Raw genomic sequence first — 15,636 nt, 5'->3', positions numbered from 1 at the left:
CGGCAGGCCGGATTCTTTCATCGCGTTCCGGTTCCCGTCCAGTACTGACCTCACCGATGCAAGGCGACGGTGAGTTCGACCTCGACGGGAACGTCACGCGGCAGTTCGGCAACGCCGATTGCCGAACGGGCGTGTCGTCCCTGCTCGCCAAAAATCTCGCCCAGCAATTGTGAGGCGCCGTCGATTACCTTGGGCTGCATATTGAATCCGGCCGCAGAGGCAACGAATCCGGTCAGTTTCAGGAAGCGCGCAATACGTTCAAGATCGCCCAGTTCAAGCCGCAATTGCGCAATGGCGTTCAGAACGCAAAGCCGTGCGGCCGCCTGCCCGTCTTCGAGGGAGGTTTCGGCGCCCAGCTTACCGCGAAATTGCACCTCGCCGCCAATCCACGGAATCTGCCCGGAGACATGCGCAATATCCTCATGCACGAGTACGGGCACGTAGATGAATTGCGGCGGCGTGACGGGCGGCAGCTCGAGTCCCAGTTCCGAAATTCGACGCTCGATCGCCGCGCCTGTCAGTCCATGACCGGACATATTTCTGCGTTCCCTAAAACCAGGTTTGATGTCGCTGGAGGATGTTGAAGTCGTCGTCCACTTCAAGAACGTGGCGCCATTTGTCGAACAGCGTGCAAGGGTGCGAGATGCCCAGCCTCATCAGGTCGCCCACAGCCAGCTGACTGTCTGCAGGCACGCGTACATATCCATGCTGATCATGCAGGGCGAAAATCTCGTGTCTTGACGCGTCGAGCCCAGCGATCTGCCTCCCGTCAGCGTGGAATCCGCCAAGGACGGTGGGGAAACCGGCATCATACGGGCAGTGCCTTTTTCCGGCGTTCAGGATGACGATGCCTTCTTCAGGACGCGAGAGCACCTGTGCCCAGACCTCGAGCGCCGGTTCAAGGCGACCGGCCGCGCGCGCGGCCTCCGAACGGTGGAGCATCAACTGATGTGCTTCCTCGTATATGCCGTGATCGTGAAACAGATAACAGCCACTCCGGATTACCATCCGCTTATCGCGTTTGAGGGCGGCCTTCTTGAAACGATCGACGACGATGTCGTGAAACTTGGTCCCACCGGCGCTGAGGATGACCTCGCCTTCGGCTATCAGATTCCTCTCGTCCGCCAAGCGCGCGATCTCGCAGAGGAAATCCGCGAATGCAGCGACGCGCTGCACGACATCTTCGTCTGTAGGCTTGAGCACACCCTCATAGCCCTCCACTCCCAGAAGGCTGACAGCAGAGCCCGCCGCAGACAGAGCGTCGAATACGGCGGATGCATCCTCGAGCGAACGCACACCGCAGCGACCACCGCGCAAGCCGCCCTCGATCAGGATCGGCACCGGCCTCGACAGACCGGCTACGTAGGCTGCGTCCACGAGCTGTCGCACACCAGCGACCGAGTCGACCAGGGAGATGATTTCGAGATCGTCAGACCCCGCAAGAAGGTTGGCCAGCTTCAGTGTATCGGCATGGCCGACAACCTGGTTGGCAAGCAGTATTCGACTTATCCCGGCGTCAATCGCTACCTGCGCCTGACGTAGATCGGCCACCGTAATCGCCCAGCTGCCCGCCTGCATCTGCCGCTCGAACATCGCCGGTATCATGGGCGTCTTGCCATGTGGCGCGATCTCGACGCCTAGCGCGGCACAATAGGCCGAGATCCATTTCTGGTTGTGCTCTAGACAGCTGCGCCGCATCAAGGCAACGGGAAACACCTGTGACGGCGAGAGCAACGACACTCTTGCATCGGACACCATCTGCTTCATTGTCCGGTTCCTCGTAAACGTCGCTGACCTTGCCAGTCTAGCGGGCGTATTTCGCTGAGGCGGAGATCTCGACCGTTCGGCCGGTGGCGAGCGCTTCCCTTGCCGCGAGGACCAGCCGAAGGGAATCCGCACCGTCGCGCCCCGATGCCGACGGCACGCCCTTTCCACGCACGGCGTTCACGAAATCGCTCACCGTGCGATGATAGGGAATCGCGTGATTGAAATTGATCTCGCGCTTTCCATGCTTCGTGGTGACATAAACCTTGCCCTGCGGCTTCTGCCATAAGATCTGCTCACCGGAGATGGAGCCCTCGGTGCCGTGAATCTCCACTGCCGTACCACCGTATGGCACCAGGAAACTGTCGTGGCAGATGACCAGGACCTTTCCCGGGAATTCCCAGACAGTCGTTGTATTGTCCAGAACGCCCTCGGGCGTATCCGCGCCCGTCGTCAACCCAATGCCGCTGACACGCACGGGATCATGCCCGAAATAGTATCTGAGCGTATCCAGATCGTGCACAGTCAGGTCGAGCAGCACGCCTGCTCCCAGCGAGGGATCATTCAACCGCCAGCGCGCCAGATTGTCGGGAAGATCGACCGTGAAGCTGAACCGAGCAGACGTCACATCGCCGATCTCGCCGCTGTCGATGATCGCCTTGATCGTCCGGTGCGTTTCCATATTGCGCAGGTGATGGTTTGTGGCCAAGACGACGCCCGCGCCGACTGTCGCCGCAACCATCGCCTCGGCATCTTCGTACGTCATCGCTAGAGGCTTTTCGCACAGGATATGCTTGCCGGCCTTGGCGGCCGCCATTACTTCGGCACAGTGCCTGTTGTTTGTCGTTGAAATGTAAACCGCGTCGAGCTCGGGATCCGACAGGAATGCGTCAAGTTCCGTATAGTAGCGCGCGATCCCGAGATCCGCCTTGAACGCTTCGCCACGCTCCTCGCTCGAGGTGAAAACCGAGACGACACGACAGTCGGGATGCTGACTGATCGCCTCGTGCATCCATTCGCGTGCGATGTTGCTTGCGCCGATCAGACCCCAATTCAGACTTGGCTTCTCGCTCATACGTTACTCCCAGCTTGGCTTCTTCCAACGCACTCACGATGTCACGTCTCAACGAGCTGGCGATTACAGCGCGATACCCAGCGCCGCCAGTTCCCGGCGTGTATGAGTTGCCGAGCGGTGGTGAATGGCGTTCCATCCCCTGCCACGCGCAACTTCAATATTCGCAACGTTGTCATCGATGAAAACGGTCTGATCTGGGATCAGGTCGAAGGTCCGCTCGTGGAGCGCGTAGACTTCAGGATCGGGCTTTATCAACCCGACCTTTCCCGAAACGGTGGCGCCATCAAATCGCAGGAGGTCGGGAAACCGGGCCGCGACCTCGTCGAACGTTTCGTCGTTCCAGTTCGACAACGCGGTAACGCGATAATTCGACGCCAATGCATCCGTCAACAATTCGAATCCGCCATCGACGGGCCCTGCTACCATGTCGTGCCAGGACGCTCGATAGGCTCTGATCTCGTCGGCCCATTCCGGATGGCGGGCGATAGCCTCTGATTCCGCTGACGCCCAGCTGCGTCCCTTGTCCTGCTCGGCGTTCCACGAGGGAGAGCAGACGTTCTCCAGGAAAAACGTTCGCCGAACCGGATCCGGTATGAGCCTGGAAAACAAGTAGGTGGGATTCCAGTCAATCAGAACCCCGCCGATATCGAACACCATATGCATCTTTTGGCTCCTGAGCGACGCACGACGCCGACTTGGAAATAGCTTTACGAATGCATTGTATCGATATAATAAGGATTGTACGCCGTCAACACGGAAGCTTGCTGAAGGAGGCTCGCGAGTATGACCTTCCACACGCTCATACACTCATCTGCAAAGGCGATGTCGGAGGTCGCGCAAGCTCCGAGAACTGCCGATTACGTGATCGTTGGCGGCGGCTCCTCCGGTTGCGTCCTGGCCAACCGGCTGAGCGCAGAACGGAATTGCGAGGTTGTGATGCTGGAAGCGGGAGGCCCGGATTCCTCTCCTCTCATCCACCTTCCGGCCGGATATTCCAAACTTGTGGGGCCCAGAGTGAGTTGGGAGTATCGGACAGTCCCGCAGAAGCATGTAAACAACCGCGAACTGCACTACCCCCAAGGCATGACGCTGGGCGGCGGCAGTTCCATCAATGCGATGGTCTACATTCGCGGCAATCGCCATGATTACGATCAGTGGGAAAGGCTGGGAAATGCCGGCTGGGGTTATGCAGACTGCCTGAAATATTTCCGCAAGGCTGAGAATAACCAGCGGATTTCCGATCGGTTCCATGGCAATGACGGTCCGTTGATGGTGTCCGATCAGGTCTCGCCATTGCCTCTGACTGAGCACTTTATTGAAGCAGCCCGGCAGGCCGGCCATCCTCTCAACGATGACTTCAACGGCGAGCGGCAGCATGGCGTCGGCTATTATCAGGTCACGCAGCGCCACCGGAGACGCGGCAGTTCCGCAGTTTCGTATGTGCATCCCGTCCACGATCGGAGAAACCTGAAAGTCGTGACTCGGGCCAGGGTTCAACGCATTGTCATAGAAGGCGGGAAAGCGGTGGCTGTCGACGTCTCGATTGCCGGTAGCCGGCAAGTGACGCGCATACGCGCCGAACGCGAGGTAATAGTCGCAAGCGGCGCCATCGGATCACCGAAATTGCTGATGCTGTCGGGCATCGGACCGGCGGACGAATTGAAGGCCATCGGTGTAGACCCGGTACACGACCTCAAGGGCGTCGGGAAGAATCTTCAGGACCACCTCGATGTCTATGCTGTCGCCACCTTGAAGCAACCGATGAGCTATGACGGCGAGGATCGTCTTCTGCCCATGCTGAAGCATGGCCTGCGGTACCTTCTCACCAAGACCGGGCCGGTCACGTCCAACGTCTGCGAGGGCGGCGCATTCGTGTCGTCGGTCAATGATACAGAATGGCCGGACAATCAGATGCATTTTCTGCCGGCCTATGTCGTCGATCACGGCCGCATGAAGATCGAAGGTCACGGAATGACGCTCAACACGGCGTATCTACGGCCCGAGGCGCGCGGTACGGTTACCCTACGCTCTGCCGATCCCCTGGATGCGCCATTGATCGACCCGAATTTTCTTGGCGTTGAAGAGGACCTCAATCGCTCGATCAATTGTTTCAAGATGGCGCGTGAAATCTTTGCGCAACCTGCGCTCTCCGGTCTGATCAAGCAGGAGTACTTGCCGGGCAACGGGTGCAGAACTGATGATGAGATCGCAGATTATGTCCGAGAATGGAGCAAGACCGACTATCATCCGGTGGGCACATGTAAAATGGGTAGCGACGAGACAGCAGTTGTCGATACGCAGTTGCGTGTTCGTGGCTTAGATGGACTGCGTGTTGTTGACTCATCAATCATGCCGACGCTGGTTAGCGGCAACACGAATGCGCCCTCGATCATGATCGGTGAGAAGGGCGCAGCTACCATTCTGGCCAGAAAGCTCGTTTAGCTGCACATCCAGCAAGAAACCTGACGTGAGCTCTTGCGCCGGGAAGCCAGCCCAGTTTCTAGATTTTCAATGAATCCTCAAGGAGATGTTCTTGATTTTTGGGAAGCACCTCATATCCGGGAAATGGGTCGCCGGCAGAAAGCATTTCCGAAATAATCCAGTCAAAGGAGAAACGCACTCCTTTTCAATGGCGACACCAGAACACATCGACAAAGCAGCGAGCGCAGCTGAGGAAGCTTTCTTGTACTATGGATACTCGGATCGTGAGGGCCGAGCTATCTTCTTGGAACAAATTGCTGACGAGATTGATGCCCGAGGCGAGGAGATCATTCAGGTGGGATCGGCGGAAACCGGTCTGCCAGCCGCGCGGCTAGAGGGCGAGCGAGGCCGGACAACCGCACAGCTAAAGCTCTTTGCTGCCCACATAAGGATGGGTGACTACCTCGACCGCCGCCATGATGAAGCTCTACCAAACCGCTCCCCATTTCCTCGTCCAGACTTGCGTACAATCCAACGTCCAGTCGGCCCAGTTGCCGTTTTCGGCGCTTCGAACTTTCCGCTAGCGTTCTCTACAGCAGGCAGCGATACGGCATCTGCATTGGCTGCTGGGTGCCCGGTGGTTGTCAAAGGTCATCCTGCGCACCCCGGGACCGGAGAACTTGTGGCACAGGCAATCGATTGCGCTGTAAAGAAGCTGAGACTACATCCAGGCACGTTCTCGTTTGTCCAGGACAACACACACGAAGCTGCGCACGCGCTTGTCATGCATCCTCTGATCAAGGCAGTTGGCTTCACGGGATCATTAGCAGGCGGGCGGGCTCTGTTTGATCTGTGTGCATCCCGTCCAAACCCTATACCTTTCTTCGGAGAACTAGGTTCGGTGAATCCGATGTTCGTGCTTCCGAGTGCGTCGGAAAATAGAGCCACCGAGATTGCGGAAGGCTGGTCATCATCACTGACTATGGGAGCCGGTCAATTCTGTACCAAACCCGGCATCGTAATCATGATTGAGGGCAGAGGCGCCGACAAGTTCGCCGCTACAGCAAAAGCGTCCTTGGAATCGACTGATGCACAAACCATGTTGACAGAGGGGATAGCCGAAGCATTCCATTCAGGATGCGACAGGATTGCGAACAGCACCGGTGTCCGTGAAGTTATCACGTCGACGCGAGAACGACGCCATGCGACACCGTGCTTTTGTGAAGTGACCGGATCGGATTGGCTGGGAAATCAACAACTAGCGGAGGAGGTTTTTGGCCCGCTAGGAATACTCGTGCGCGTCGATCATATGAAGCAGATGGTCGAACTGGCGAGACGCTTGAATGGCCAACTCACTGCAGCCATTCATCTTGATGACGCCGACCACGCCATTGCAAGTCGGCTTATCCCGATCCTCGAACGCAAAGCAGGCCGTATTCTGGTCAATGGCTTCCCGACCGGCGTGGAGGTTTGCGACGCTATGGTGCATAGTGGCCCCTATCCAGCATCGACAAATTTTGGGGCCACTTCTGTTGGTACTCTAGCAATCCGCAGGTTCCTGCGTCCCGTTTGCTATCAGAACGTACCCGAACAACTTCTGGACATTGACCTTAGATGATTCCAGCCACCCGATAATCGGGACGATGAAGAGCCCATTATTGTGGTTGCTCACCGGGCTTTCCGCTCATTAATGAGCTCGTAGGAGCTGACTCAATGCACGCATGATTTGGCTCGTTCGAGTACCGTTGCCGGATGTGGCACATCAAACCCCGTCGAACCAACTTGAACTGATGCGGTGGATGCCCATTCCATCCATTCACTGGTGATACGCTCCATATTGCAAACTTAGCGCCCGCACCGCGTCAGCCGCCGCGGCAAGCTTTTCCCGCGCCAATTCGCCACTCATAACAGCCTCGGTGATAGTTGACGCAAGATGCTCCAAAAGCTCATCACCGTGGATTATCAATAACTGCCCACCGGCATTCAACGCATCCACTGCGCACCTTCCAATGCTGCGAGTTTTGAGCAGTGTGGCAGAATCCAGATCGTCTGACACTGTCACCCCATCAAAACCGAAGTCCTCGCGCAACATGTCATAAACTGCAGGCGAGACGCAGGCAGGGCGCTGCTCATCAAATGCATCCAGGAAGGCAGGTCCGACCATCACCATACCGACGCCTGCCGAAATTGCCTTGCGGAAAGGTTCAAATCCCGCTTCGAACATGCTGCGAGCATCCGTTATTCGAGCATCCTCGTGGATAGCCGGATCCCGAGCAATCTGGTGATGTCCTGGAAAATGTTTGGCAACAGCGACAACGCCAGCAGCCTGCACACCGCGTATATAGGCTGCTGAAAGTGCGCCGACCAAATCTTTGTTTGACGACCACGTTCGTCCATCAAGCCATGGCGTCGGTCCGGTGACGATGTCGAGCGTTGGCGAAAGCAGGCAGTTCACGCCGAGATTCTTAGCCGCAATGGCCATTTGAAACGACACTCGCTCAATCTGTTCTGGCGACGAACTTCGTAGCTCCTCTTTATCCGGGAATTCAGGAACCAGGGAATGTAGCCGGTTGGTACCGCCCAGTTCGTGATCAACGGCAATCAGTATGTCCCCACCGGCTAGACCCGTGAGCTGTGCGTGAAGCTTCGTGAAATCAGCCACCCTTTCGGATTGTCTGCGCTGCTCCGACATAACGGTACTCACATACTCCTCTCGCGTTACCCCAAGCAGAAGGCTGCGCCCACCGTTCTGAAAAAAATTCCGAATGGCCGAAGTCGGCTCGATTGTCTCGATCGACGGAAGCAGAACAGCGAAAGCGTCTTGCATGACCGAACATGACATGACTGGATCCCTTGAGTTGAACCTTTAAGAATGAGAGCCGCGACGCGGAGGAGCAGCCGCAGCAAACAGGGCACCGCTTGCAAACGGTGCCAAGCGTGGCCTGCAAACCAGTTGCCTGTACTATGCCGCTAGGTGCCGACTTGCGCAGATGTCGTAGGTATGAGCCCAGGGTTGGGCCGCTTCGAAGGCGGCAGCCGCCGCCAGCACGTCGCAATCGGCAAACCGGCGGCCGGCGATCTGCAGGCCGACGGGCAGATTGTCATGTGCCAGGCCTGCCGGCACGGAAACCGCCGGATGGCCGGTGTAGTTCTGGATATAGGTGCAGCACCAGCCGATCAGTGGATCGACCTCGATCCCGTCGATCTGGCGCGGCCCCATCGTATTCCCGTCACCGGTGTTGTCGACCGGCAGGCAGGCGAGCGTCGGCGTCACCAGCAGATCGTATTTCGCCATCGTCGATTGGATCGCGTCATAGACCTGGCTTGTGGCGTGATGATCGTTGAGCCAGTCCTGGGCGCTCTGCTTGCGCGCTTCTTCGATCCAGAAGTGAAGTTCCGGCGGCAGGTTGTCCCGGTCCTTGCCGGCCAGATCGACGCCCATTGCCCTGAAACCATCCATAGCCTGCAGCACATTGTGCGCGGACATCCGGCACCAGATGTCGCTCAGTTCCTTCTGGGATACCGGAATGCCGGGATCGATGAGTTCGACATGCGCTCCGAGCGCCTCGAAGGTCCGCACCGACCGGTCGATGACCTCGCGCACGGCCTGCTCGATGGGGAAAATCCCGTAATCCGGGCTGTAGGCAATCTTCATGCCCTTGATGCCACGCTTCAGCGAACCAATGAAATCGACCTTTTCATCAAGGCTGTTGGGATCGCGCGGATCGTAGCCCGAGGTGACCTGGATGGCGATGGCCGCGTCCTCGACGGTGCGGGTGATCGGCCCTTCATAGATATAGGGTGAGGTCGTGGCAAAAGCGTTCGGGCGCGCCACATTCGGAACCCGGCCGAAGGACGCCTTGTAGCCGACGACACCGCACCAGGAGGCTGGAATGCGGATCGAGCCGCCACCATCCGTGCCTTCAGCAAGCGGAACAAGCCCGTCTGCCACCAGCGCCGCCGAGCCACCGGACGACCCGCCGGCATTCTTGGCGAGGTTGAACGGGTTCTTCGTCGCGCCGAACAGGTAATTGTCGGTCGTGCCACGAAAGCCGAGCGCGGGACTGTTGCCCTTGCCGACCATGATGGCGCCGGCGGCCTCGGTGCGGGCGACGAAATTCGACGTGCTGTCGGCAATGTGATCCTTGAAGGCCTTCAGTCCACCGAAGGTGGTCGGCCAGCCGGGCTTGAAATTGAACAGATCCTTCATGGCGATGGGCACGCCGTGCAGCAGCCCCAGCGCATCGCCCCGCTTGACCGCCGCCTCGGCCTGCTCCGCCCGCCGGCGTGCATCCTCGAAGCCGAAGACCACCATGGCATTGATACTGGGGTTGCGTTCCTCGACCGCGGCAATGACGGACTCCGTCAACTCCACGGGCGACAGCGCGCCGGAAGCGACCGAGGCTGCCATCTGACTTGCGCTGAGTTTCGAATATTCGGAATGCTTGATCACAGTTTCAGCTCTTTCTCACGGGAGACTTTTTCGATTGCGTTGACGAGGGCGCGCGCGCATTCGGCGAGCTGCTCTTGCGTCGTGACGAGGGGTGGGGCAAACTCGATGGCCGTGCCGATGGCACCGGCCAGAACGCCCTGATCGAGCATGGCGGCGGCGATGGCCGGCACCGTGTCGTCGGCAAACGGAGCACCTGTTTCCCGGTCGCGGCAGAAATCCACCGCCTGCCAGAACCCCAGCCCGCGCACTTGGCCGACGATTAGCAGATCGCCCACCGCCTCGCGCAACATGGCGGCGAAATCGTCGCCGAGCCGCCGCGCCCGCTCGACAAGTCCGTCACGCTCCTTGATTTCGATGACCTTGGAAGCCGCCGCACAGGCCACTGCGTGGCCGGCGAAGGTGTGCACATGGCGGAATATGGGCAGCGCATCGGCGATCTCGTCGCGTGTCATGACCGCGCCGATCGGCGCGAAGCCGGCGCTCATAGCCTTGGCCATGGTCATGATGTCAGGCTCGATCCCGAAATACTCGCAGGCAAACCAGTGCCCGGTGCGCCCGAATCCGGAGATGACCTCGTCGGCGACCAGAAGCACGCCGTAGCGCGAGCAGACCTCGCGTACCCGCTGCCAGTAGCTGCGGCTCGGAACCTGCGCGCCGTTGGCCTGCATGATCGGCTCGCCGATGAATGCCGCGACCAGATCCGGCCCCTCGTGCAGAATCTGGCGCTCCAGATGCGCGACGCAGATGTCTTCGTACTCGTCCTCGCCCAGCCCATAGGGATTGCGAAGGCGCATCGGATTGGCAACGAAGCTGTGGCCGGGCGCGCGCGGGTCGGGAATATCACGGATACCGAGCCAATCGGTGACCGAGAGCGCACCCAGCGTCGAGCCGTGATAGGCGTTCCAGCGGGAGATCACCTTATAGGCGCGCGGCTTGCGCCCGCTCTCGCGCTGATACTGTCTGGCGAGCTTCAACGCCGTTTCGGTGGCCTCGGAGCCGCCGCTGACGAAGACGGTGCGGTTCAGCCGGCCCGGCGCCAGTTGCGCAAGCTTCTCAGACAGCCGCACAGCGGGCTCGCTCAAAAACCGGCCGGATCCCGAATACTGCATCACCTCGGCCTGCCGCGCCATCGCCGCGCCGATCTCGGCATTGCCGTAGCCAAGCGAATTCGCCCGCGTCGTGGCGCTCAGCATATCGAGGATCGTACGGCCTTTGTGATCGCTGACCCGTGCGCCGCTGCCGGCGGTCAGAATGCGCGGCCCCTCGGCCTCGAGTTCCGCCCTCGGAACAAGCGAGAAGACCGTATGGTCGAGCGCTGCCCGGTCGAGACCGCCCCCCTCCCCGACCACGCCGCTGCTGGCCTGATTGCTGTCATGCATCGTCATTTGAATATCGTCACTGTGTTTCCGATGAGCCGACTGTATGAAAAATTGGCTCTTACAAAAGGTCCAGATTTCACGAAAAAATAAGAACCAGTTTTTCGTACCCGAACGAATGCGCTGTTCGCTCTGCGCCGGCGAAGGCGCCTGCACGTTCAAGCAACGAGGAACTCTCAGATGTCGCCGGCGGCGGCGAGCCTTGCCAGATCGACCCGGCGCCGGAAGGCACGCCCCTTGCCGTCGAACAGATGGCAGTCTTCCGCGTTGATGCCGACGGTCAGGGCCTGCCCGATCCGAACCGGAGCCGTTCCCTTGTGAACGGCGCAGAATGGCTCCTGCATGCCGGACATGCCGGCATAGGAAACCGTCTGGGCACCGAGGTGCTCGACCACGTCCGCCGTGAGACGCAGGTTCAGGTCGCTCTTGTCCGGTGTCATGTGCTCGGGCCGGATGCCAAGGGTCAGCGCGTGCCCGGGCTTGGTGCCTCTCCGCCGGTCCACAGGCACGTTGATCGTGCCTTTCGCTTCCGGCAGAGCGACCTCGATGCCGGCGTCATCGACCTTTTCGCAACGCACCTTGATCAGATTCATCTTCGGATTGCCGATGAAGCTTGCGACAAACAGGTTTTGCGGCAGGTGGTAGAGCTCGAGCGGCGTGCCGACCTGCGAGATTTCGCCGCCGTCGAGCACGACGATCCGATCCGCCATGGTCATGGCTTCCACCTGATCGTGCGTCACGTAGATCATCGTCGCACCGAGTTCGGCATGCAGCTTGACCAGTTCGACCCGCATTTCCGCGCGCAGCGATGCATCCAGGTTGGACAACGGCTCATCGAACAGGAAAACACTCGGTTCACGAACGATTGCCCGGCCGATCGCCACGCGTTGCCGCTGACCTCCGGACATGTCCCCCGGGCGGAAGTGGAGCCGGGAATCGAGCTTCAGGATCGAGGCTGCCGTGCGCACGCGCTGTTCTACCTCGGCCTGTGGGCGCCGCTCGACGCGCAGCGGAAAGGCGATGTTCTCGAAAACGCTCATATGCGGGTAGAGCGCGTAAGACTGGAACACCATGGCGATGCCACGCTTGACCGGCGGCAGGGTGTTGACCACCACGTCATCGATGCGCACCTCGCCGCCGCTGATCTCCTCGAGCCCGGCGATCATGCGCAGCAATGTCGACTTGCCGCAGCCGGATGGCCCGACGAACACGACGAACTCCCCATGATCGACGTCAAGCGACACACCGCGGATGATCTCCGCTGCCCCGAAGCTTTTCTTCACGTCCTTCAGATTGAGCTGACCCACACAAGCCCCCATCACGCGACCGCGTCCCGCCCCTGCCATGGCGGGAAAGCGATCCGGCTTTCTTTGCTTCAAAAAAGGATTGCGAAAGCCGGCATTTCTCCAGCCGGCCTTGCGCAATGCGTTCCGTGACCCGGAAAGGCGCTGGGCTCCGCCAGGCGGGCCCGGCCGATGCTTGCTATTTCACCTCTTCGAGGCGCCGGGCCGCTTCGGCAATGGCGTCGGCGGGCTTCACCTCGCCCAGCAACACGCCCTGCACGGCCTCGATGATCGCATCCTCGAGCGCCACATAATCGGTGACGAAGGGCTCCGGACCGCCGGTCTCGACCGCATCCAGGAAAGCCCCCCAGGAGGGATCCTCCTTGCGCAGGTCGGCAACTCCGGCAACGTTGCGCAAAGGCGTCAGGCCGGCCGACTTCTCGAACTCGAACTGGTTGTCCGGGCTGGTGAGGAACCTGGCGAGATCGCCGGCAGCATCCTCCATGCCGCTGCCCTTGAAAACGGCAAGAGAGTCCGTGATCAGCAGCGTGCTCGGCCGCCCCCTTGGGCCGACCGGAATCGGCGCGACATCCCAGTTGACGTCGGTGATCTCGGCGCGCGCCCAGGGGCCGGTGATCATCATCGCGATCTTGGCCTCGTTGAACAGGGGATGCAGCTTGTCGCGGTCATAGGCGATCGGACCGGGTTCGGAGACTTCGGCCATCTTGCCGTAGAACGTCAGGGCTTCGACATTGTTCGGCGAGTTGAAGACGATCTCGCCGTCGGCGTCGATCACCTCGCCGCCATTCGTATACACGTAGTTCATGAACTGATGCATGGTGTTGTTGAAGGAAGCGGCCGACAGGCCGAAACCGTCCGCGTCGGTCTTCTCCTTCACCGTGCTGGCGAAAGTATACATCTCGTCCCAGGTCTTGGGCGGCGTTTCAGGATCCAGCCCGGCCGCGGCGAACAGATCCTTGTTCCAGAAGAGCGCCTTGGTCGAGAACGCGCGCGGCGCTCCCCAGACCTGGCCGTTGGCGGTGACCGTGGCGAGGATCGGAGCAGCATAGCTCGCCTTTTCCTCGTCGCTCATAGCGATCGGCACGATCAGGTCGTTTTGCGCAAGCTGCTTCAGCGTCCGCGATCCCATATAGGCGAGTGCGGGCGGCTTGCCTGCCGCGGCAAGCGTCTTGCTCTTTTCCTGGCACTGGCCCCAGGGCACATATTCGAGTTCCACCGAGTAGGAGGGGTTCGCCGCCTCCCACTTGCCGATGTGTCGTTCGGCCGCTTCGCCGCCCCATTCGTAATCGCCGCAGACGATCATGTGCAGTGTCGCGGTCTCGGCCCGCGTTGTTGTGGTCTGGACGAAGGAGAATGCTACCCCCAGCGCCATCAGCACGGTCATTGTCGTCAAATACTTCACGGTTTCCTCCCTTTGTTTCTGTCTGAAATTCATTCCTTCACGGCACCTGCGGTGAGGCCGGCGACGATGTAGCGCTGAAGAACGACGTAGATGACGAGCACCGGCAGGATGCCGACCAGGCTTGCCGCCATCAGCTCGTTCCAGATCACTCTCTGGCGGCCGAAGAACTGGTAGATACCGACTGGCAGCGGGCTCAGCTCGTTGACCGAATTGAAGGTCAGCGCGAATAGGAACTGTTGTGCATAGGCGGTGATGAAGGTGGCGATCGCCGCCACGACAATCCCCGGCATGGCGATCGGCACGATCACCCGGCGCAGAATGTAGAGACGGCTGGCGCCATCGACCCAGGCAGCCTCCTCCAGCTCGCGTGGGATCCGCATGAGATAGGACCGCAGCAGCCAGATCCCGGTAGGAATGGTGAAGGCCGCGCCTGGAACGATCATCGCCATGTAGGTGTTCAGGATGCGGAGCGTCACCATCAGCTTGAACAGCGGAATGATGAGAACGGCGCCGCCGACCATGTTGACGGCCAGGAAAGCACCGAGAAAGGCATCGCGGCCGCGGAATTCGAACCGCGCGAAAGCCCAGGCGGCAGGGATGATGGCCGCCAGTGCCAGCACCGTGACCGAGGTGGCGATGAAAAGGCTGTTCAGGATGTAGCGCCACAGAAGCGGCACGTTCTTCCACATCGTTACATAGGCGTCGAAGCCCATGTCCGGCGTGACGAAGCGATAGGGGATCGAGAAGATCGCATTGAGCGGCCGCAGCGAGACGAGCAGCGCCTCCAGGAACGGTGCCAGGATGAAGATCAGGAGCAGCAGGTGGGCCAGATAGATCAACCCGTATTCGTACCAGCGGAAGCGATGGATCATCGCTCGCCTCCCGCGCGGATCGCCCTTCTGGCCAGACGCGCCAGCAGATAGAAATAGACGCCTGAAAAGAGCGACAGGAAGATCACGATCATCACCGCGCGCGCCGCACCCTCGCCATATCGGTTGCGGCTGATGGCCGTCTTGAACGTGTCGATGATCATGGTGGTGGTGGCGTCGCGCGGACCACCCTCCGTCAGGATCCAGATGATGTCGAAGGAGTTGAAGGTCCAGATCGCCGAAAGCAGCGTCATCGTGGCGATCGACGGCATGATCAGGGGTAGTGTGACACGCCGGAACCGATAGAAGCGGCCCGCCCCGTCACACCAGGCCGCCTCATGCAGGTCGGCAGGGATGGATTGCATGGCCGCCAGCAGATAGAGCGCGACCATCGGCGTGCCGATCCACACATCGGTGACGATGGTGGCGAGAAACGCCGCATCCTTGAAGGCAAGGAACTCGAAGGGCCCCGACAACAGTCCGAACCGCTGTCCCAGGCCGGAAATCATGCCGAACTGCCCATTGTAGAGCCAGCTCCACATGAAGACGCCGATCGCGATCGGCACGATCCATGGCGGCATGACCAGAACGCGGATCACGTTGCGACCGGGAACCGAGGCGTTGAGCAGGGTGGCCGCAGCCGTGCCGATCGCGATCTTCAGCCCCACCGAAGTGGTCATCCAGACGAATGTGCGGGCAATGACGGAGGGGAAACTGCCGTTGAAGATCTTCGCGTAGTTGGCGAAGCCGACATAATTTTCCGTCGGTTTCAGCGCTGCGTCGGTGAACGACAGACGAACCGTTTCGACCAGAGGCCAGCCGACGATCGCCAGCGTCACCACCAGTGCCGGCATCAGCAACAGATAGGGGAAACAGGCCTGGTGCCCTCCCAACGCGCGCATCAGACGGCTCCCGCAGCACCGGCTGCGACAGGAGGTTGCGCACGCCCCCGCACCCTAGCGGCGGGCCGGC

At 60.0% G+C, this 15,636-nt stretch carries 13 protein-coding genes; 2 read left to right on the top strand and 11 right to left on the bottom strand.

Going from position 1 to position 15,636, the window contains the following annotated elements; all coding sequences use genetic code 11:
* Positions 1-50 precede the first annotated feature (50 nt).
* The 4 genes from NUU27_RS06455 to NUU27_RS06440 all read right to left on the bottom strand — a co-directional run bounded on the left by NUU27_RS06455 (position 51) and on the right by NUU27_RS06440 (position 3,502).
* A complete protein-coding gene (locus tag NUU27_RS06455; protein ID WP_257761262.1) occupies positions 51-536 on the bottom strand; it encodes a RidA family protein in 486 nt (161 codons plus the stop codon).
* A 13-nt stretch (positions 537-549) separates the two neighbouring features.
* Positions 550-1,767 carry an amino acid aldolase gene (locus tag NUU27_RS06450; RefSeq protein WP_257761261.1) on the bottom strand — a complete coding sequence of 406 codons (1,218 nt, stop codon included), beginning with the start codon at positions 1,765-1,767 and terminating at the stop codon, positions 550-552.
* Positions 1,768-1,804: 37 nt separating this feature from the next.
* Positions 1,805-2,839, bottom strand: a complete 1,035-nt coding sequence (locus NUU27_RS06445) for a Gfo/Idh/MocA family protein (protein WP_257761260.1) — start codon at positions 2,837-2,839, stop codon at positions 1,805-1,807.
* Between the two features lie 63 nt (positions 2,840-2,902).
* Positions 2,903-3,502, bottom strand: coding sequence for an HAD family phosphatase (locus NUU27_RS06440; RefSeq protein ID WP_257761259.1), 600 nt, complete (start codon positions 3,500-3,502; stop codon positions 2,903-2,905).
* 120 nt (positions 3,503-3,622) lie between these two features.
* Between NUU27_RS06440 and NUU27_RS06435 the strand changes: the two genes are divergently transcribed.
* Both NUU27_RS06435 and NUU27_RS06430 read left to right on the top strand, forming a co-directional pair.
* Positions 3,623-5,281 (top strand): GMC family oxidoreductase, encoded by a 1,659-nt coding sequence (locus NUU27_RS06435; protein ID WP_257761258.1) that lies wholly within the window; start codon positions 3,623-3,625, stop codon positions 5,279-5,281.
* A gap of 85 nt (positions 5,282-5,366) precedes the next feature.
* Entirely contained in the window at positions 5,367-6,878 is a 1,512-nt protein-coding gene (locus NUU27_RS06430; protein WP_257761257.1) for an aldehyde dehydrogenase (NADP(+)), read from the top strand.
* 198 nt (positions 6,879-7,076) lie between these two features.
* Here NUU27_RS06430 and NUU27_RS06425 read toward each other — a convergent pair whose 3' ends face one another.
* From NUU27_RS06425 to NUU27_RS06395, 7 genes are all read right to left on the bottom strand, one after another.
* Positions 7,077-7,952, bottom strand: coding sequence for a glycoside hydrolase family 3 N-terminal domain-containing protein (locus NUU27_RS06425; protein ID WP_257761256.1), 876 nt, complete (start codon positions 7,950-7,952; stop codon positions 7,077-7,079).
* A 270-nt stretch (positions 7,953-8,222) separates the two neighbouring features.
* Positions 8,223-9,671 (bottom strand): amidase, encoded by a 1,449-nt coding sequence (locus tag NUU27_RS06420; protein ID WP_257761255.1) that lies wholly within the window; start codon positions 9,669-9,671, stop codon positions 8,223-8,225.
* A 38-nt stretch (positions 9,672-9,709) separates the two neighbouring features.
* Complete coding sequence (locus NUU27_RS06415; protein ID WP_257761254.1) at positions 9,710-11,098, bottom strand: aspartate aminotransferase family protein; 1,389 nt, start codon at positions 11,096-11,098, stop codon at positions 9,710-9,712.
* A gap of 167 nt (positions 11,099-11,265) precedes the next feature.
* The gene (locus tag NUU27_RS06410) at positions 11,266-12,396 is read right to left on the bottom strand and encodes an ABC transporter ATP-binding protein (RefSeq protein WP_257761253.1); all 1,131 of its coding nucleotides are present in this window, start codon (positions 12,394-12,396) and stop codon (positions 11,266-11,268) included.
* Between the two features lie 175 nt (positions 12,397-12,571).
* The gene (locus NUU27_RS06405) at positions 12,572-13,795 is read right to left on the bottom strand and encodes a sugar ABC transporter substrate-binding protein (RefSeq protein ID WP_257761252.1); all 1,224 of its coding nucleotides are present in this window, start codon (positions 13,793-13,795) and stop codon (positions 12,572-12,574) included.
* A 29-nt stretch (positions 13,796-13,824) separates the two neighbouring features.
* Positions 13,825-14,667, bottom strand: coding sequence for a carbohydrate ABC transporter permease (locus tag NUU27_RS06400; RefSeq protein ID WP_257761251.1), 843 nt, complete (start codon positions 14,665-14,667; stop codon positions 13,825-13,827).
* Complete coding sequence (locus tag NUU27_RS06395) at positions 14,664-15,566, bottom strand: carbohydrate ABC transporter permease (protein WP_257761250.1); 903 nt, start codon at positions 15,564-15,566, stop codon at positions 14,664-14,666. Before NUU27_RS06395 ends, NUU27_RS06400 begins: the two co-directional genes overlap by 4 nt.
* Positions 15,567-15,636 lie beyond the last annotated feature (70 nt).

The sequence above is a fragment of the Nitratireductor sp. ZSWI3 genome, assembly GCF_024655565.1.
Taxonomy (GTDB): domain Bacteria; phylum Pseudomonadota; class Alphaproteobacteria; order Rhizobiales; family Rhizobiaceae; genus Nitratireductor.
This window is presented reverse-complemented; position numbering and strand designations above follow the sequence as displayed.

What these genes read in the sequence shown, in the direction of transcription:
- NUU27_RS06395 (WP_257761250.1), bottom strand. Translation starts at nt 15,566, where the DNA reads ATGCGCGCGTTGGGAGGGCACCAGGCCTGTTTCCCCTATCTGTTGCTG.
- NUU27_RS06455 (WP_257761262.1), bottom strand. Translation starts at nt 536, where the DNA reads ATGTCCGGTCATGGACTGACAGGCGCGGCGATCGAGCGTCGAATTTCG.
- NUU27_RS06400 (WP_257761251.1), bottom strand. Translation starts at nt 14,667, where the DNA reads ATGATCCATCGCTTCCGCTGGTACGAATACGGGTTGATCTATCTGGCC.
- NUU27_RS06415 (WP_257761254.1), bottom strand. Translation starts at nt 11,098, where the DNA reads ATGACGATGCATGACAGCAATCAGGCCAGCAGCGGCGTGGTCGGGGAG.
- NUU27_RS06430 (WP_257761257.1), top strand. Translation starts at nt 5,367, where the DNA reads ATGTTCTTGATTTTTGGGAAGCACCTCATATCCGGGAAATGGGTCGCC.
- NUU27_RS06440 (WP_257761259.1), bottom strand. Translation starts at nt 3,502, where the DNA reads ATGCATATGGTGTTCGATATCGGCGGGGTTCTGATTGACTGGAATCCC.
- NUU27_RS06435 (WP_257761258.1), top strand. Translation starts at nt 3,623, where the DNA reads ATGACCTTCCACACGCTCATACACTCATCTGCAAAGGCGATGTCGGAG.
- NUU27_RS06445 (WP_257761260.1), bottom strand. Translation starts at nt 2,839, where the DNA reads ATGAGCGAGAAGCCAAGTCTGAATTGGGGTCTGATCGGCGCAAGCAAC.
- NUU27_RS06425 (WP_257761256.1), bottom strand. Translation starts at nt 7,952, where the DNA reads ATGTCGGAGCAGCGCAGACAATCCGAAAGGGTGGCTGATTTCACGAAG.
- NUU27_RS06420 (WP_257761255.1), bottom strand. Translation starts at nt 9,671, where the DNA reads ATGGCAGCCTCGGTCGCTTCCGGCGCGCTGTCGCCCGTGGAGTTGACG.
- NUU27_RS06450 (WP_257761261.1), bottom strand. Translation starts at nt 1,767, where the DNA reads ATGAAGCAGATGGTGTCCGATGCAAGAGTGTCGTTGCTCTCGCCGTCA.